At 54.3% G+C, this 17,914-nt stretch carries 12 protein-coding genes; 4 read left to right on the plus strand and 8 right to left on the minus strand.

Features of this window, described 5'->3' with window-relative positions:
* Positions 1-19: 19 nt before the first annotated feature.
* Together thrC and DFP95_RS09925 are read right to left on the minus strand one after the other, a co-directional pair.
* Complete coding sequence (gene thrC, locus DFP95_RS09920; protein WP_115992458.1) at positions 20-1,423, minus strand: threonine synthase; 1,404 nt, start codon at positions 1,421-1,423, stop codon at positions 20-22.
* A gap of 96 nt (positions 1,424-1,519) precedes the next feature.
* Positions 1,520-2,473, minus strand: coding sequence for a TRM11 family SAM-dependent methyltransferase (locus tag DFP95_RS09925; protein WP_115992459.1), 954 nt, complete (start codon positions 2,471-2,473; stop codon positions 1,520-1,522).
* Positions 2,474-2,643: 170 nt separating this feature from the next.
* On the opposite strand from DFP95_RS09925, the gene DFP95_RS09930 reads away from it, so the two are divergent.
* Together DFP95_RS09930 and DFP95_RS09935 are read left to right on the plus strand one after the other, a co-directional pair.
* Positions 2,644-3,447, plus strand: a complete 804-nt coding sequence (locus DFP95_RS09930; RefSeq protein WP_115992460.1) for a PPK2 family polyphosphate kinase — start codon at positions 2,644-2,646, stop codon at positions 3,445-3,447.
* A gap of 2 nt (positions 3,448-3,449) precedes the next feature.
* A complete protein-coding gene (locus DFP95_RS09935) occupies positions 3,450-4,292 on the plus strand; it encodes a sugar phosphate isomerase/epimerase family protein (protein WP_115992461.1) in 843 nt (280 codons plus the stop codon).
* 363 nt (positions 4,293-4,655) lie between these two features.
* Here the strand turns inward: DFP95_RS09935 and DFP95_RS09940 are convergent, their stop codons facing one another.
* Both DFP95_RS09940 and DFP95_RS09945 read right to left on the minus strand, forming a co-directional pair.
* Positions 4,656-5,879, minus strand: a complete 1,224-nt coding sequence (locus tag DFP95_RS09940; RefSeq protein WP_115992462.1) for an MDR family MFS transporter — start codon at positions 5,877-5,879, stop codon at positions 4,656-4,658.
* 28 nt (positions 5,880-5,907) lie between these two features.
* Positions 5,908-6,708, minus strand: a complete 801-nt coding sequence (locus DFP95_RS09945) for a hypothetical protein (RefSeq protein WP_115992463.1) — start codon at positions 6,706-6,708, stop codon at positions 5,908-5,910.
* Positions 6,709-6,898: 190 nt separating this feature from the next.
* Between DFP95_RS09945 and DFP95_RS09950 the strand changes: the two genes are divergently transcribed.
* Together DFP95_RS09950 and DFP95_RS09955 are read left to right on the plus strand one after the other, a co-directional pair.
* Positions 6,899-7,411, plus strand: coding sequence for a general stress protein (locus DFP95_RS09950; RefSeq protein WP_115992464.1), 513 nt, complete (start codon positions 6,899-6,901; stop codon positions 7,409-7,411).
* A 213-nt stretch (positions 7,412-7,624) separates the two neighbouring features.
* On the plus strand, positions 7,625-8,146 hold the full coding sequence (locus tag DFP95_RS09955; RefSeq protein WP_115992465.1) for an SRPBCC domain-containing protein: 522 nt from the start codon (positions 7,625-7,627) through the stop codon (positions 8,144-8,146).
* A 75-nt stretch (positions 8,147-8,221) separates the two neighbouring features.
* On the opposite strand, the gene DFP95_RS09960 is transcribed toward DFP95_RS09955, so the two are convergent.
* The 4 genes from DFP95_RS09960 to DFP95_RS09980 all read right to left on the minus strand — a co-directional run bounded on the left by DFP95_RS09960 (position 8,222) and on the right by DFP95_RS09980 (position 17,910).
* Positions 8,222-8,728, minus strand: a complete 507-nt coding sequence (locus tag DFP95_RS09960; RefSeq protein ID WP_115992466.1) for a C40 family peptidase — start codon at positions 8,726-8,728, stop codon at positions 8,222-8,224.
* Between the two features lie 236 nt (positions 8,729-8,964).
* The gene (locus DFP95_RS09965; protein ID WP_115992467.1) at positions 8,965-10,449 is read right to left on the minus strand and encodes a glutamate synthase subunit beta; all 1,485 of its coding nucleotides are present in this window, start codon (positions 10,447-10,449) and stop codon (positions 8,965-8,967) included.
* 27 nt (positions 10,450-10,476) lie between these two features.
* The gene (gene gltB / locus DFP95_RS09970) at positions 10,477-15,081 is read right to left on the minus strand and encodes a glutamate synthase large subunit (RefSeq protein ID WP_115992468.1); all 4,605 of its coding nucleotides are present in this window, start codon (positions 15,079-15,081) and stop codon (positions 10,477-10,479) included.
* A 579-nt stretch (positions 15,082-15,660) separates the two neighbouring features.
* Positions 15,661-17,910: an FAD-dependent oxidoreductase gene (locus DFP95_RS09980; protein ID WP_115992470.1), complete on the minus strand. Its 2,250-nt coding sequence runs from the start codon at positions 17,908-17,910 to the stop codon at positions 15,661-15,663.
* Positions 17,911-17,914 lie beyond the last annotated feature (4 nt).

Genomic DNA, 17,914 nt, shown 5'->3' on the forward strand with positions numbered 1-17,914 from the left:
TGGTCATTAGGGACGTTTTCTATTGGTAAACCCGGTAAAAACCTTCCAAACGGGCAACGATGTCCGCTTTGACGTTATCGACGATGACTTGCTGCTGCGGCTTGTCGAATAGCTCCTGAATTCTCTCGGGGAATTGCTGCTCGATGCCGATCAAGCGGATTGCCTCGTCGAACTTGGCCGGATGCGCCGTCGCCAAGGAAACGAACGCTCCGTCATCCTTGCGTCCCGCGCCTTCGTAAGCCGCGATCCCGCAAGCGGAATGCGGATCGAGCAAATATCCGTAACGCTCTTGATACGTCCGGATCGTGTTCAAGCATTCTTCGTTGCCGACGCTGTAAGCCGTTATATCCTGCTGGATGCGGGCGACTTCCGCTTCGGTGAACGTAAGTTGGCCTTCCTGCTTGAACTTCTCCATCCGAGCCGTTACCGCGACTGCGTCTTCGCCTACGAAGTAGTACAAGTAACGCTCGAAGTTGCTCGCGATTTGAATATCCATCGACGGGCTGTGGGTGCTTCGGAAGCCTTCGGGTTTGTATACTCCTTCGCGGATAAACCGCTCAAGGATATTGTTCTCGTTCGTCGCCAATACGAGTTGCTTGATCGGCACGCCCATTTTCTTGGCCAAGTACCCGGAGAAAATATTGCCGAAGTTACCGGTTGGGATACTAAAGTTTACGCCGTTCTCTCGCGCTTTTTCCGACAGCTTCAAGTAAGCATAGAAATAGTACACGGATTGGGCCAATATGCGCACGAAGTTAATGGAATTAATCGCGCGCAAGTGATACTTCGACTTAAACGGAATATCCGCGAACAATTCTTTGATTACTTGCTGGCAATCGTCGAAATTGCCGTTAACCGCGAGATTAAGCACGTTGTCGTCCTGAACGGTCGTCATTTGCAGCTCTTGCACGCGGCTGACTTTGCCGTTCGGATGGAGAATGCAGATTTGTATGCCTTCTTTGCCCCGAACGCTGCTGATCGCGGATGCTCCCGTGTCTCCGGATGTCGCGCCGAGGATATTAATGACTTGATTCTGCTTCTTCGCCACATACGCGTATAGATTACCCATGAAGGACAATGCCACGTCTTTGAAAGCAAAGGTCGGTCCGTGGAAAAGCTCCAAAACGTGCAGCGAATCGTTTAAGGTTGTTAATGGGAGTACGTCAGGACTCGTGAATCCGGCATAGCTCTCTTGTATAAGACGCTTCAAATCATCCGCCGGAATCTCGTCGTTCGTGTAAAGGGAGAAGATTTCGAACATGAGTTCTTGGTACGAAAGCTTCGCCCATTGATCAAGCTGCTTCCCGGAAACGGTCGGGATCGACTCGGGTACGATCAAGCCGCCATCTTCGCCTAGCCCCATCAAGAACATATCGATAAAGCCGATCGGAGCCACGTTTCCTCTCGTGCTTATATATTTCATCGTCGAGTTCTCTCCTCTTCATGTATTGTTCTTCAACCATTGTGTACGAAAGCGGCCGATATTTCAACAATTCCGTCATGGCGTTTCACTATTTTTCTACTCGCATACGAGAACTTGCCGACTGAACTTCCCTTTATTCACGGTACAGCGGTCGACGATCGTAAATCCGGCTTCTTCTAAGAGAGAGTCTAAGGATTCGATCGTAACCAAAACCATCCTATCCGCGAAGCCGCGGGCGCTTCGAAGCATGTGCAGCTTCTCTTCGTATGGCAAAACGGAACACAAATTATAAGGCATATCGATAATCGCTACGTCATATTTCTCCGAGATTTCCCTCATATCGCCCAAAGCGACTTTCGCCGAGCCGTAACCGAAGTAAGCCAGGTTCTCCCGCGCCCCGACGGCGGCCAAAGGATTGATCTCCCGGCCTTCGATATCGATTCCCATCGACATCGCCTCCACCAATACGGTTCCGATTCCGCAGCAAGGATCGATAACCCTAGTATCTTCGGTACGAGGCGCGGCAACGTTTACGATCGCCCTGGCAACCCGCGTGCTTAGAGCCGTGGAATATTTCCTCGGCTTCTCGTTGTGCTTCAGCCACAAGGCTTCTCCGGCGACAAGCTCGCCGAATTTCCAAGTGCCGCCTACGCGCGCGAAGCCGAATACCCGATCAGGCGCGCGCATCTCCGCTTTTCCTCTAATGCGTAAACCGATCGCCCTCTCCAGCTCTCTTTTCCGATCATAATCGAGCTTTAATCCTCCGACCGGGTTATCATTATCGATAGCCAGTACCTTGAAGGTTGCCCCCTCCAACTCGATACTTGCCGCGTGCTCCGCCAGTTCGTCTAACCCGCCGCCTTCGAACAGAATCTCTAGTCTCTGTTTAATAAACGGACTTCGGCTCGGATCAATTCTGACGGCGCTTTGCACCAAGTTGGAATTACCCGCTTGTCCGAGCAACGAACGCATCTCAAGCATTCGCAGCGATTTTTCCTCTTCATTAGAGGCTATAACATATAAGTAAAGGCGCTCGCGGCCATCTTTCATCTGAATACCCGTCCTTTATCGGTAACTCGTGTCGCCTAATTGTACGATAACATCGAATAAGACAAATAACACGACATTGTTGGCACAATAGGGATTAGAAAAATATGGGTATAAAGATTAGAATGGAAGAGAGATTAAGGAAAACATCCTAACGGACGGAGAGGATACGCATGCTGGAAAAGTATCGCTTGGACGAGAAGCGTAAGGTGTCCCTTAAAGATTACGATCCGGACGATACGGCCGGCTTCGCAAGCAAGGAAGAAGTCGCGGAAAGCTTCGAGGCGTTAAAGGAGCAGCTTCAGGACATTCAGGAACGGTTATTCGCATCCAAGACGAACGGCGTTCTGATCCTGTTTCAAGGAATGGATTGCAGCGGAAAAGACGGCGTCGTCAAAAAGGTGCTCGCCGGCCTTAACCCTCAAGGATTCCGGGCGGAAAGCTTCAAGCAGCCGACAAGCGACGAAGCGGCGCACGATTTCCTGTGGCGCGCCCATAAAGTTGCTCCGGCGAGGGGTTATATTAGTTCTTTTAATCGATCGTATTACGAAGAGGTTCTGATCACGCGCGTCCATAGCCTTATCGATAAGAAAACGGCGAACTCGCGCCTTAAGTATATCCAGCAATTCGAGAGAATGCTCGCGGACAACGGAACCGCTTTGATTAAGATTTTCCTTCATATCTCGCCGGAATTCCAACTGAATAAAATCAACGAACGCATGGAGAATCCGGAGAAGCTATGGAAATTCGATCCCAGCGATCTCGAAGAACGACGCTACTGGGACGAATACATGAAAGCCTACGCCGACGCATTCAAAGCGACCGCGACGAAGACGAATCCTTGGCACGTCGTGCCGGCCAACAATCGCTGGTTCCGCGACTATCTCGTCCTTAAGATTATCGTTTCCGCGTTAAGCAAACTTAAGCTGGAATATCCGAAAGTCGACATGAATCATTATAAGATGCAGGAGGAATAACGATGTCCTATTTATCCGTGAGCACTTGGAGCTTGCATCGGTTACTCGGTCCGTTGCGCTGGACGGTTTGGAATGCCGAGGAAGGGCAAGGCGAGCATCGCACGGTGGTTCAAGACCAACCGCTAACTCACGCCCTGCTCGACTTGCCTGCCGAAGCGGCTAAACGAGGTTACCAGGCGATCGAGGTGTGCCACTTCCACTTTCCATCGACGGAAGCTGCCTATTTGGGACAGTTGAGAGGGGCGTTCTCGGATGCGGGAGTATCTTTCGACACCCTGCTTCTGGATTACGGCGACCTGACTGCGACGGACGAGTCTCGTAAAGTCGCGGATGCGAAGCTGATTCGGGAATGGATCGACGTCGCATCCCTCAGCGGAGCCAAACAAATTCGCGTCGTCGCCGGGGAAGCGTCCCCTTCTGACGAATCCGCGATCAAGCAATCCGCGGCCGCCCTCTCGGATCTGGCTCGATACGCCGATTCCAAGGGAGTGCGGGTCATTACCGAGAATTTCAAAGATTTGACCTCGACGGGAGAAAGCTGCTTGAAGCTGCTGGATATCGCGGGCGAATCGATTCCAATGATTACCGATTTCGGTAATTTCCGCGGACCGGCCAAGTACGAGGAGCTGGCCATGATCGCTCCGTTAAGCGTATCGGTCCACGCGAAAGCCGCTTACGACGAATCCGGTTATCCGGACGAAGTCGAGTTCTTGAAATGTCTAGATGCCGTCAAATCCGTCGGTTTCGACGGTGCTTACGTTCTCATCTATGACGGACCGGGAGACATGTGGGATGGACTGGAGCGGATCAAGCGAATCGTTACCCCGTATGTCTCGGCGGGATAGGGGATTCAGCGTGTGATGTCGCTTGTGGGCGAAGTTAGCTAGCTTTCTTCGTTAACTCGGTGCGTGGTGGCACAGATGGGCGGAGTTAGCTAGCTTTCTTCGTTAATTCGGTGCATGGGGGCACTGATGGGCGGAGTTAGCTAGCTTTCTTCGTTAATTCGGTGCTTTGAAAACCATTCAATCATCGAGAAATTCCACGACGACCTTTATGGCTGCAACTTGGGCTGGATAAGATTGATCGACCATGCCGGTCGTCCATATTCTCGCTTCCTTTGCCGATCAACGACGAGTTGCTAAATCGAAAATACTTTGTACGGCTGAAGCCATGCCACCATCATTCTGCCGTCAAACTATGTTCACAGTTCAACCCGCCTTCGAAGACGACAACCGGGCGGTTTCGCCCGCTTTATAGAACACGATTGCGCACACGGCCACGACGGCCATGACCAAGAACAGCACTCTGCCGTTATAGTGGCTAAGCAGAATTCCTCCTACCCACGGACCAAGGAAATGGCCGAGGTTGCTGAAGGATTGGGCTCCGTAATAGGCTCCCCTCATGCCCTCCGGAGCGATTGCGTCCGTAAGCAGGTTTCCGGCCGGGTAAGTGAGCATCTCCCCGAATGTAAACACGATCATGGATAGGATAAACATGAGCCAGTTGCCGGATAATCCGAAGCCCACATTCCCTAACGCGAAGAAAGCGACCCCGACGGATAATACCGTTAACGCAGAATATTTGTCCGCCCACTTCGTGAAAGGGACTTGCAAGGAGACGACCGTAATCGCGTTCACGCTCATCATGACGGCGAACAACCCGACTCCTTCAGCAAATTTGCCGCCTACGTATTGGGATAAGGTTACCGTCATTTGAGAGTATCCGATCGCGGTCACGATACCGCCCAACAAATAATAACGAAGCACCAAATCGCCTCTTACTACGTTCCAGACGGATAAGAAGGTTTGATTCGCCTTCTTCTCTCCCTCTATTTTCTTAATCCCGAATTTGTTTAATAGCAAGTACAGGGAAACGGCATACACGAAGTAAATGAATCCCGTGATGAAAAAAGGCAGCGTACTGTCCATCGCCGCGAACAAGGCTCCCAGCAGAGGTCCGACGGCCACGCCGATATTGATCGCCAAGTATCTCAGGGAGAACACTTTGAATCTCTTTTCCTTCTCGGTCAAGTCGGCCATCAGAGCTTGGGAAACCGGCTCGTAGAAGGAGCGGCATAACCCGTTCAATAGGCTTAACAAGAAGAAAATAAGCGCGTTGTCCGCCAAGGCAAAGCCGAGAAAGACGATGCCCCAACCGAACAAGGCACCGAGAAGAATTTTCCTTCTGCCGAATAGATCGGACAACGCTCCGCCGATGAATCCTCCTGCCGTACCGGCCAAGGAGCCGGCCCCGATGATCAATCCGATCATAACCGTGCTAACATCCGTATGCTTTAACAGATAGATCGCGAGGAAAGGCAAGCTCATTGACGATGCGAGCCGAGCCAGTATCGTACCTAATAATAATGAGTGAACAATCGGGTGATAGGATCTTGCGAACAATGCAGCCTTGCCATAAATAGTATTAATCATAAGATGTCTGCCCTTCATGAGGTTTTTTCTATTTAATTAAACGAAGCATCTGAACGACCGGTCTCCCGTCGCCGCTCAGCTTTACTTCCCTGCTGCGAAGCTGGGACGATCCGTCCCCGTCGAGGAAAATTCCGTTAACCAACCGCCCCTCGCCGATGCGCTCGATAATGGCTGCGCGGAAATCGGCAAGGGTGCCTCTCGTCGTGCTGACGATCAAAAACAAGTTTCCTTCGATGTCGTACGCGGCGGCCGAACGCAGGCACAAGTCGATCGGCAACGGGGCATGCTCGGACTCTATCCGTTCCAGCCACAGATCGTCCCTATCCAGACTCATGCTTATGCCGCCCTGCGCCCAAGATTTCGAACGATCCGTCACGATCAGCTCGCTAGCCTGCCGCGCTACCTGTACGCTCAATTGATCCAAGCTCCCGTCCCAAACGAGGGTTCCTCGGGGAAACTTCGCGTTAAACGCGCCGGAGCCGTACTGTCCCTCCACTTCGTTAGCGGGTATCCCGTTTGCCAACGCGATGCTAAGCAAAGACTTCTCGTAGAAAAATCCGCCATTAACGCCGTAGTAAGGCGCTATCGTTACGTTGGTGTTCACGGTTACCGGTTGTACGTTGGACGGACGGGTTCGCAAATAATGCAGCTCCATTCCGTTGGTTGCCGTCTCGGTTCCATATAAATATTCGCGCGGCATTTCCAGCTCCAAATCCTTCTCCCTGGGATCTCCGCCGCCCGAGAATGCGATAGCCGCAACAATTAACGCCGTTAACAGAACCAATAACGCTCCACTGATCCACAGCGTCTTTTTCGTCCATCTAGTCATCTCTCGACTACCTCATCGTTGCCTAACTGCTCCGGCCTATACGTCACTCTATTATAACGAACTGAATGATCTAGAGAACCCCCCTTTCGTTCAAGTTAATAACTGTCTTCGGATTAATTGCTTAAAATTGCCCATCAGCGGGTAAATAGGAGTAACAAGGAACAACAATTTAACTTAGGAGGTAATCATTATGGCTAGGGAACAGAAAATCGTAGGCGTATTCTATTCGGAGGTCGAAGCCGTTAACGCGATCGAGAGCTTGAAAGAGCAGGGATATGACTCGAGCGAGATTTCCGTGCTGAGCAAAAATAAAGAAGAGCTCGCCGCCGTCACCAGCGAGACGGGGACGAAAGCATCCGAAGGCGCCGTTTCCGGCGCGGCCACGGGCGGAGTACTCGGCGGCGTGACCGGATTGTTGGCGGGAATCGGCTTGTTGGCCATTCCGGGCATCGGCCCCGTGTTGGCGGCTGGCCCGATCGTGGCGGCCCTAACCGGAGCGGCCGTCGGAGCCGGTGCCGGAGGACTCGTCGGAGCGCTTATCGGACTCGGCATCCCGGAGATCGAAGCAAAGCAATACGACAGCTATATCAACGACGGACGCATTCTCGTCCTAGTCGATTCCGATTCGGAGCGCAAAGGTTCGGTCTATAACACCTTCCGCAAAAATAACTCCTTGAACTCCGAATACTACGATCCGATCTAATGCGAGTTTAGCCGGTTAGAGTTGCGGACCCGGGGAAACTTGAATAGAGACTGTCCCATTCCATGCGATATGCATTGCGAATGGGACGGTTTTTTGGTTTCGTATGGTTTTCGCGGCGTTTATATAAATATTCCTTGACAGGAATATTCCTTTTTAGGTATATTATTTTCATCAAGCAAGCGCAATAATGACTAATAAGGAGGTTTCATCCGAATGACCATCCCTAACGCAGCAAACCAGCTTTACTCGAGAGTCGATGACAAGGAGCTTTATCTGGAGCGTACGTTCAACGCCCCTCGCGCACTCGTATTCAAGGCTTTCTCCGAAGCCGAACATCTGAAACGCTGGTGGGGTCCGAAGGGCTGGACTTTACCCGTATGCAACATCGATTTCCGTCCGGGCGGCTTGTGGCACTTCTGCATGAAGTGCACGGACGAAAGTCAAGAGTATTTCGGCTACGAGTCTTGGGGACTTGGAGAATATCTGGAAATCGTCGAGCCCGAACGAATCGTCTACGTGGACTCCTTCTCCGATCCGGAAGGCAACATCACGGAGGGAATGCCGCAAACGACCGTAACGATGACGTTCGTGGAGGAAGACGGCAAGACGAAGCTGATCAGCCAATCTCGCTACGAATCGGCCGAAGCTCTCAAAACCGTTCTGGACATGGGCATGCTGCAAGGAATCACCGAGACTTGGAACAACTTGGACGTTCTTTTGGAGCAACTCCTGTAAGTTACCTTCTATGTATATTAGTAAAAAGGCAGTGCCGAGGAAAAACCGGCTCTGCCTTTTTTTTCGAAATTTTGATTATAGGACCCGACGTGCAGATACGTAATGAGTCGAGTAGAAGCCGGAGCTCAAGCTGGTAATCGCGATTCCGTTAACGGAAGGCGTATCGTGGATGAATTGTCCGCTACCCATATAAATGCCGACATGGTTAATGACTTTATTATTGGTGCCGATCGTGTCGAAGAAAACGAGATCGCCTTTGCGAAGGTTGCTCTTGCTAACGGCGGAGCCTTGTTTTTTCTGGTATTTCGTTCCCCACTTCAAATCCACGCCTACTTTGGCGAAAATGAATTCCGTGAATGATGAACAATCGAAGATCAATCGGGAAGGGTTGCGGGTACCGAAGTCATATGTAACTCTTCCCTTGTAGCTCTTAGCCAAGCTGATTACTTTATCGGCGGAGCTGGTTGCGGCAGAGGCCGTCGGTATAAGAGAAGCTTGTCCAACGCCAAGCGTCGTTAAGCAGATAGCTGCGCCTAAAGTAACGGTCATGATCTTACGGACGAACGAGTATTTCTTTTGCATAGTGTGTATTCCTCCAATTTCAGGATGGTCTAGGTTGCCTTTATCCAATATAACAGTTCGTTAACATCCTAAATTATCCCACGAAGAGAAATAATCTTGGCTAAATAGGGCTTTAGACCCCTTTATTAGAAACAAATGAGAAATCGTTCATTATTTATGCGAGGCGCAAAAAAGACCCGCTCCATAAAGGCGCGAGTCTCCCATCATTGTCTATCCCCCTGCAACCGTTGCGAACTTTAAGGAAGCAAGGTGTCTCCCGTCAAGTACCGGTCGCACTCGCGTGCGGCTTCGCGGCCTTCGTTGATCGCCCATACGACCAAGCTTTGTCCCCGACGCATATCGCCCGCCGCGAATACTCCCTTTACGTTCGTCGCGTACTTGCCGTACTCCGCCTTCGCGTTGGACCGTTCGTCTTTCTCGACGCCAAGCTGATCGAGCACGGTGCTCTCCGGACCTAAGAAACCCATCGCGAGCAGTACCAATTGCGCCGGCCACACCTGCTCCGTACCCGGTACCTCTACCGGACCGAATCGGCCGTTCGCGTCCGCCTTCCACTCCATGCCGACCGTGTGCAGCTCCTTCAGGTTGCCCTCCTCGTCCCCGACGAATCGTTTCGTCGAGATCATGTACTGACGAGGATCGCTCCCGTACAAGGCCTTCGCTTCTTCCTGCCCGTAATCCAGCTTGTATACGCGCGGGAATTGCGGCCACGGATTGCTCGCCGCCCGCGTTTCGGGCGGCTTAGCCATAATCTCGAACTGCGTAACGCTTCCGCAGCCGTGCCGCAAGGAAGTTCCCACGCAGTCCGTACCGGTATCGCCGCCTCCGATCACGATGACGTCCTTGCCTTCCGCGAATAAATATTGACCGTCGGCATGCTCCGAATCGAGCAGGCTTTTCGTATTCTTGTGCAGGAACTCCATGGCCAGATGGATCCCTTTTAATTCGCGCCCTTCGATCGGCAGGTCCCGCCCTTTCGTCGCGCCGCCGCACATCACGATGGCGTCGAACTCCTCTAACAATCGCGAAGCCGGAATGTCTTTGCCGATTTCCGTTCCCGTAACGAACGTAACCCCTTCCCGCCGGAGCAATTCCACCCTGCGCTCGACGGTTTTCTTATCCAACTTCATGTTCGGAATCCCGTACATGAGCAACCCGCCAACGCGATCGGCCCGCTCGTACACGGTTACGAGGTGTCCGGCTTTGTTCAATTGGGCCGCGCAAGCGAGTCCGGATGGCCCCGAGCCGATGACGGCGACCCTCTTCCCCGTTCGAACCGTCGGAGGCTCGGGAACGATCCAGCCTTCGGCGAATCCTTTGTCGACGATCGCTTTCTCGATGTTCTTGATCGTAACCGGCGGGTCGTATAGCCCGACCGTGCAAGAGCCTTCGCATGGCGCCGGACAAACGCGACCGGTAAACTCCGGAAAATTATTCGTCTGATGCAGCCGATCCAGCGCTTGCCTCCACAATCCCCGATACACGAGATCGTTCCATTCCGGGATCAGGTTATTGACCGGACATCCGGCAGCCATCCCGTTAATGATCTGCCCGGTATGGCAGAACGGAATCCCGCAATCCATACAGCGGGCACCCTGATCTCTCAGCTGTTCTTCGGATGCTTTGCTTTGGAATTCCTGCCAATGCCGAATCCGGTCCGCAGGATCGGCCTCCGGAGGCAGCTCCCTTCTAAATTCCATGAAACCCGTGGATTTCCCCATTCCTTCGCCTCCATTAACTCGAGATCATCAATTGCCGCCCACGCGGGACAAGTCCTTCATGTTCGCTTCGAAAGCCGCCATCGCGACCTGTTCACCGGTTAACCCGGTTGCCGAAAGCCGGTCCATCGCGTCCAGCATTCGTTTGTAATCCTTCGGAATAACCTTGACGAACCGGGATAAGCTTTCGTCCCAATCATCGACGATCGATTGCGCCCATGAGCTTTTCGTATAGGTCACGTGCCGCTCGATCATATCTCTCAAGCCCCGCGCTTCGACAAGGTCCTCCACGCGGTCAAGGTGCACCATCTCGAGATTGCAGCGGTTTATGAAATCGCCGGCCGAATCGAATACGTATGCGATGCCGCCCGACATCCCCGCCGCGAAATTGCGGCCGGTCTTGCCGAGGATGACGACGCGACCCCCGGTCATGTATTCGCAGCCGTGATCGCCGACGCCTTCGACTACCGCGTTAACTCCGCTGTTCCTCACGCAGAATCGCTCGCCCGCAATACCGCGGATATACGCCTCTCCCGACGTTGCGCCGTAGAAGGCGACGTTGCCTATAATAATGTTTTGCTCCGTTCTGAACGTCGCTTTGTCGGACGGGGCAACGATGATTTTGCCGCCGGATAACCCTTTGCCGACGTAATCGTTGGAGTCCCCCTCCAGCTTCAAGGTCATTCCGCGAGGAATAAAAGCTCCGAAGCTCTGTCCCGCGGACCCGATGAAGTGGAAACGGATCGTGTCCGCAGGGAGGCCGGCCGATCCGTATCGCCGGGTTACCTCGCTGCCGAGAATCGTCCCGACGACCCGATTCGTGTTATAAATCGGAAGCACGGCCGCCACAGGTTCCCCGGATACCAACGCTGGCTCGGCGATGCGAAGAAGCTGCTTCCTATCCAGCGAATTGTCCAGCCCATGATCTTGCGAAGTCTTGCAGTATCTCCCGACCTCCGAGCCGACTTCGGGCTGGTGCAGCAACGGCGAGAGGTCGACGCCTTTGGCTTTCCAGTGATCGATCGCTTTGCGACCGTTGAGCTTATCCGTTCGCCCGACCATCTCGTTGACCGTTCGGAAGCCTAGCCGCGCCATAATCTCGCGAAGCTCGCTGGCGACGAAGCGCATGAAGTGCACGACATGCTGCGGATCGCCGTTGAACTTCCGGCGAAGCTCCGGATTTTGCGTCGCGACGCCGACCGGACACGTATCCAGATGGCAGACGCGCATCATCACGCAACCGAGCACGACGAGCGGCGATGTCGCGAAGCCGAACTCTTCCGCCCCCAGCAATGCGGCGATGGCGAGATCCCGACCCGTCATGAGCTTCCCGTCCGTCTCGACGACGATGCGATCGCGAAGCTTATTCAGCACGAGCGTCTGATGCGTCTCGGCGAGCCCAAGCTCCCAAGGCAATCCCGCATGACGAATGCTCGTCTGCGGCGACGCGCCCGTTCCGCCGTCGTAGCCGCTGATCAGCACGACGTCCGCGCGTCCCTTGGCTACCCCCGCGGCGATCGTGCCGACTCCCACTTCGGACACGAGCTTGACGTTGATCCTCGCGCGGGGGTTCGCGTTTTTCAAGTCGTGGATCAGCTCTGCCAGATCCTCGATCGAATAGATGTCATGATGCGGCGGCGGCGAAATCAAGCCGACCCCGGGCGTCGAACCGCGCACGTCCGCGATCCAAGGGTATACTTTGCGCCCCGGCAGTTGACCGCCTTCGCCCGGCTTGGCCCCTTGCGCCATCTTGATTTGGATCTCGTCGGCGTTCACCAAATAATTGCTCGTCACGCCGAACCGTCCCGACGCGACTTGCTTGATCGCGCTCCGGCGAGAATCGCCGTTCGCGTCGGGAAGAAAGCGGTACGGATCCTCCCCGCCTTCTCCGGTGTTGCTTTTGCCGCCAAGGCGATTCATCGCGATCGCCATGCTCTCGTGCGCTTCCTTGCTGATTGAACCATAGGACATCGCGCCGGACTTGAAACGTTTGACGATGGCATCCACGGACTCCACCTCTTCGAGGGGAATGCCGCCATCCGAAGAATCGAAATCCAATTCCAGCAAGCCGCGTAGCGTGAACAATTTTTCCTGCTGGCCGTTTACCGCATCGGAAAATTTCTTGAATAGCCCGTAATCGTTCGTGCGGCACGCTTGCTGAAGCGCATGGATCGTCTGCGATTGGTAGATGTGCTCCTCGCCGTCTCTGCGCCATTGGTATTCTCCGCCGGAAGGCAGCACGAGCTCGCCGCGATCCTGCTCCGCGTAAGCTTTCTCGTGGGGAATCAACGCTTCCCGCGCGATGACGTCCAACCCGACTCCGCCGATCCGCGACGGCGTCCACGTAAAGTACTTATCGATTAACCCCTTCTCTAGCCCCAAAGCCTCGAAAATCTGCGCACCGCGATAGCTCTGGATCGTGGATATACCCATTTTGGACAACACCTTGACGACGCCTTTAGTCGCAGCCTTCATATAGTTGTACACGGCTTTCTCATGAGTAATGCCCACCAGCAAGCCTTGACGGATCATGTCGTCCAGCGACTCCAGCGCCAAGTAAGGATTGATCGCGCTGACCCCGTAACCGAGCAGCAACGCAAAATGATGAACCTCTCGCGGATCTCCGGACTCCAGCAGCAAGCTAACCTTCGTTCGGGTGCCCTCGCGGATCAAATGATGATGGAGGCAAGATACGGCTAGCAACGCCGGAATGGCTGCGTTATCGCGGTCGATGCCCCGGTCGGACAGGATGAGGATATTATGTCCGTGCGAGATGACCCGGTCCGCAGCCTCGCAAAGCTCGTTCAGGGCGGCTTCCAATCCCTCCGCCCCCCTAGCCGCAACGAAGAAAATGGGCAGCGTGATCGACTTGAAGCCCGGCCTGCGAATATGGCGGAGCTTGGCGAATTGTTCGTTCGATAAAATCGGGGATTTCACCTTGATCTGGCGACAGCTCTCCGGCTCGGGATTCAGAAGGTTGCGCTCCGGACCGATCGTGGTGCCGGTAGCCGTTATGATCTCTTCGCGTATCGCGTCGATCGGCGGATTGGTTACCTGCGCGAATAGCTGCTTGAAATAACTGTATAACCTTTGGGGCCGTTTCGAGAGCACGGCAAGCGGCGCATCGTAGCCCATAGAACCGATCGGCTCTACGCCGCTTTGCGCCATCGGCTCGAATACCTTCCTCAGCTCCTCGAACGTATAGCCGAAAGCGCGCTGGCGTTGGAATACCGTGGAATGGTCGGGCTCCGGAACCTCTGGCGCGTCCGGCAGCTCCTCCAAGCTGATCAAATGCTCCTTCAGCCACTCTTCGTAAGGATGCTCTTCGGCTATGGCGTTCTTCAATTCTTCGTCGGAAATGATCCGGCCTTCCTTCGTATCTACGAGCAGCATCCGCCCGGGATGAAGTCGTTCCTTATATATGACGTTCTCGGGAGGAACGTCCAATACCCCTACCTCGGAGGACAAAATGATCAGATCGTCCGTCGTGACGTAATATCGGGCAGGACGAAGTCCGTTCCGATCGAGGAATGCCCCGATTTGGGTTCCGTCCGTGAATGCCATCGCGGCCGGTCCGTCCCAAGGCTCCATCAACGTGCCGTGATATTCATAAAACGCTTTCATTTTATCCATCATGCTTTCGTGGTTCGCCCATGGTTCCGGCACCATCATCATGGCGGCATGAGGAAGACTGCGGCCCGATAAATAGAGGAATTCCAGCGAATTATCGAACATGGCGGTATCGCTTCCGTCGTTGTCGATGACCGGCTTCACCTTGCCCATGTCGTCTCCGAATAGCTGCGTTTCCGCTAAGGCTTGTCGCGCGTGCATCCAATTCACGTTGCCTCGCAACGTATTGATCTCGCCGTTATGGATGACGAAGCGGTAGGGGTGGGCGCGTTCCCAGCTCGGAAAAGTATTCGTGCTAAACCGGGAATGAACGAGCGCCAGCGCCGTCTCGACCGCGGGATCCCGAAGCTCCGTATAATAGGAATCCACTTGCTCGGGAATCAGCATCCCTTTGTACACGATCGTTCGGCTCGACAGGCTCGAAAAATAAAACGACTCCCCGCCCTCTACGCCGGAATACCGAATCGCTTGCTCCGAACGCTTGCGAATGACGTATAGCTTCCGTTCGAAACCCAACTCGTCTTGGAAGCTTCCTTGTTGTCCGATGAAGATTTGGCGGACGAACGGCTGAACGGATTTCGCGGTCTGGCCAAGCTTCCCGTCATCGGTGGGTACCGTTCTCCAGCCGATCAGCGTTTGGCCTTCCTCGCGCACGATCGCTTCCAATCTTTTCTCGAAAGAAAGCCTGAGCTCCTCATCCTGCGGCAAGAACAGCATGCCGACTCCGTACTCTCCGTCTTGGGGAAGCTGAACTAGCTCCTTGCCGAGCTCCCGCCTGAAAAAAGCATGGGGAATCTGCAGCAGGATGCCCGCTCCGTCCCCCGTATTCGTCTCGCATCCCTGACCGCCGCGATGATCGAGGTTCCCTAGAACCGTTAACGCCTGACGGACGATCTCATGGGATTTGCGTCCTTTGATATTAGCCACGAACCCCATTCCGCAAGCATCGTGCTCGAATTGCGGATCGTATAATCCCTGTTTGGCGGGCAACCCGTTACGCTTCATAGTTCGCAACCTTTCTATACCATAATTTTTATGTATATATGCAAGTTGTCTGACTATGTATGGATAATTCAATTTCTCCGCTTTAATCCCTTTTTTTAGCAAAAAGTCGAGACTTTCGTCCCCCCTCCGATCCACGTTTCGCAACATAATTTCGCATGTTTCGCTGTCATTCGACTAAATAGCCGTTTTGGAAAAGGGGGTGCCTTACGCGGGATTGCTGGCGGGACTTCGGGAGCGGGATGGGGTGGGCGGGTGGCGTGGCGTACGGTGCGTACGGTGCGGGGGTGCGGGACGGGGTGCTAAACGGTGTAGCTATACTTTTTATGCTTGGAGCTTGTCTTCTGCTGGATTTCGGAGCTGTAGCTATATTTTTTATGCTTGGAGCTTGTCTTCTGCCGGATTTCGGAGCTGTAGCTATACTTTTTATGCTTGGAGCGGATCGCATCGAATCTAATCGGATGGCAAGTTAGGCGACATAGGATAGCTGTAGTTAGGTTTGACGGAAAGGCACGACGCGGGAAAGTAAACAAAAAAAGCAGTTCCAAAGGAGTCGACTGACTCCAATGGAACTGCTCCATTCTAATAAACGCGAAGCTCGATTAATTCGGCGCGATCGCTGCCGTTCGTCGCATGGACGACGAGGCGAACCCGATCGGTTGCGACGCTCTCCGTCAGACGGTGAACCTTTTTGCGCTTGCGATTGCCTTGCTCTTGAGCGAGCTTACGCCATTCTCCGCCGACCCAAGCTTCCAGATCGTAATCCTTCGCCAATTCCGGAATGACCGCGAAAGGCGTCTCGTGGTGGTGAAGGTTGATCAAATCCTCGTTGACGTCGTCGTTAAACGTGAGATGAATCTCCGAAACTTCCGCAAGCGCGGCCAACCGAACCTCCACCCACTCGCTTCTTTCCTTCGCCATCGGCTCGGAAGCCCACGAATGCGGTCCGCCATAAGGACGCGCGTACCCGTCTATTACCTTCTCGGCGGCATAAGCCTCCGTTTCGAAGGCAACGCAGAACGGCTGGCGAACGAGCCGCTTCATGCTCCATTCCACAATCGGTTGATCCGGCTGATGATCCTCCAAATCCGAGGACACCTTCGACAACACGCCGCGTTCGAAGGCGAGCACGCCGGTCAAAGGAACGGCTGACTTAAACAAGCTGATCTTCTCGTTCGCCCGAACGATAATGAAGATATTACTCCCGCTCTCTCCTACGCCATCCCGCTCCACCGGAATCGCGACCCACTGCCGGGTCCCCGCTTCCACAATAGCCTTAGCGCTCGACTTGAGCGTTGCCGGGACATAATTCTCCGCGCGCCCGGTATCCCATACCTCGACGACCAGCTCCGCGCGCTCGCTGGCCGAAACCAACAGCTCCAGCTTCCCCGCAGACTTGCCTTCCAAAGGCAACAGCACTCCAAAGTCCGCCGTAAGCGGATATTCCCCTACTACTTGATCCAAGCGAATCTTCGCCATCGTGCTCGACGCGCTTACCGAACCAAGCCGCGCCAAGTCCGCCTCGTCTTCGTTCCTAAGCCCGATGATCGAAGCGTCGCTCTTCAGCATCGCTTGCTGTATATCCGCCAGATGCCTCTCGCGAAGTTGTCGAGGAGTCACGCCTTTGATAACCGCCAGCGCGGCGCCGACTCCGGCCGCTTCCCCCATGACCGCGCAGGTCGCCATGACCCGCGTCGTTCCGAACGCGACATGGGTCGCGCTGACGTTCCGTCCGGCGAACAGCAGGTTATTCACGTTCCGGGAGTACAACGACCCGAACGGAATGTGATAGATGCCGTCCGCGTGCAGATGCTTCGACCCGCTCTCAGACGCGTACATTCCTTGAGGCGGATGCAAATCGATCGACCAGCCGCCGAAGGCGACCCGGTCTTCGAACGGACGCTGAGCGAGGATATCGTTCTGCGTCAGCACCGTGTCGCCGAGAAAGCGGCGATATTCCCGTTTGCCCGGAAGCGAGCCTACCCACTCCAAAGTCATTGTCTCGGCGTCGAATTGGCCGGAATTTTTAATATAATCCCATATGCCGTAAATGACCGACCACAGCTCGTCGCGAATGCGCTCGTTCTCGAGGACCGTGTCCAGCTCTCCGCCCCACTCGATCCACCAATAGTGGCAACCGGAATCCCCGCTTCGGATGACCCTTTTTAACGGAATCGAAGTCGTCGTGATGTCCTTCGCGAACGATGGAGCCACGAATCGGACGGGTTTACCGACATCCTTCGTATAGAACAGCAACGTGCTGCCCAGCGTAATGTCGTCCGCGACTTCCGGAGCCCAATCCTCGTCGTATTCATGCCGCGCTTCTCGTCCCAAGCGGTAAGCCGCACCGGCCAGAAATCCGACCAACCCATCGCCCGTGCAGTCCAAGAAAACCTCGCTCTCGAAACGGATTAGCCTCTCCGAGCCCATCATCCAACCGGTAACGCTGCGGATAACCCGCGCGTCCATCTCTCCGTCCGCTTCCGCTTCCCGGACGTCCGTGTTCAAGAACAACTCCAAGTTCGGTTCGGCGCGAACCGCTTCGAGCAACGTCAAATCCCACAGATAAGGATTGCCTTCCGGATTGCGGTACTGATTCTCGATGAACAGCTCGCCCATGATGCCGGTCTCGCGCGCATATCGGTTAACGCCATGACCCGTCGCGCCGCATACCCATACCCGAACCTCCGAGCTGGAATTGCCGCCGAGCACCGGGCGATTGTGGACAAGCGCCACCTTCCGGCCAAGCCTTGCGGCGGCAATCGCCGCGCTAATGCCCGCTAACCCTCCGCCGACGACCGTAACGTCCGATATTACCACTTCGTTTTTCACGCTG

The organism is Cohnella lupini, from assembly GCF_003386205.1.
Lineage (GTDB): Bacteria > Bacillota > Bacilli > Paenibacillales > Paenibacillaceae > Cohnella > Cohnella lupini.

Excerpts from the sequence above, each read along its gene's own strand:
- thrC (WP_115992458.1), bottom strand. The coding sequence starts at position 1,423 with ATGAAATATATAAGCACGAGAGGAAACGTGGCTCCGATCGGCTTTATC.
- DFP95_RS09925 (WP_115992459.1), bottom strand. The coding sequence starts at position 2,473 with ATGAAAGATGGCCGCGAGCGCCTTTACTTATATGTTATAGCCTCTAAT.
- DFP95_RS09930 (WP_115992460.1), top strand. The coding sequence starts at position 2,644 with ATGCTGGAAAAGTATCGCTTGGACGAGAAGCGTAAGGTGTCCCTTAAA.
- DFP95_RS09935 (WP_115992461.1), top strand. The coding sequence starts at position 3,450 with ATGTCCTATTTATCCGTGAGCACTTGGAGCTTGCATCGGTTACTCGGT.
- DFP95_RS09940 (WP_115992462.1), bottom strand. The coding sequence starts at position 5,879 with ATGATTAATACTATTTATGGCAAGGCTGCATTGTTCGCAAGATCCTAT.
- DFP95_RS09945 (WP_115992463.1), bottom strand. The coding sequence starts at position 6,708 with ATGACTAGATGGACGAAAAAGACGCTGTGGATCAGTGGAGCGTTATTG.
- DFP95_RS09950 (WP_115992464.1), top strand. The coding sequence starts at position 6,899 with ATGGCTAGGGAACAGAAAATCGTAGGCGTATTCTATTCGGAGGTCGAA.
- DFP95_RS09955 (WP_115992465.1), top strand. The coding sequence starts at position 7,625 with ATGACCATCCCTAACGCAGCAAACCAGCTTTACTCGAGAGTCGATGAC.
- DFP95_RS09960 (WP_115992466.1), bottom strand. The coding sequence starts at position 8,728 with ATGCAAAAGAAATACTCGTTCGTCCGTAAGATCATGACCGTTACTTTA.
- DFP95_RS09965 (WP_115992467.1), bottom strand. The coding sequence starts at position 10,449 with ATGGGGAAATCCACGGGTTTCATGGAATTTAGAAGGGAGCTGCCTCCG.
- gltB (WP_115992468.1), bottom strand. The coding sequence starts at position 15,081 with ATGAAGCGTAACGGGTTGCCCGCCAAACAGGGATTATACGATCCGCAA.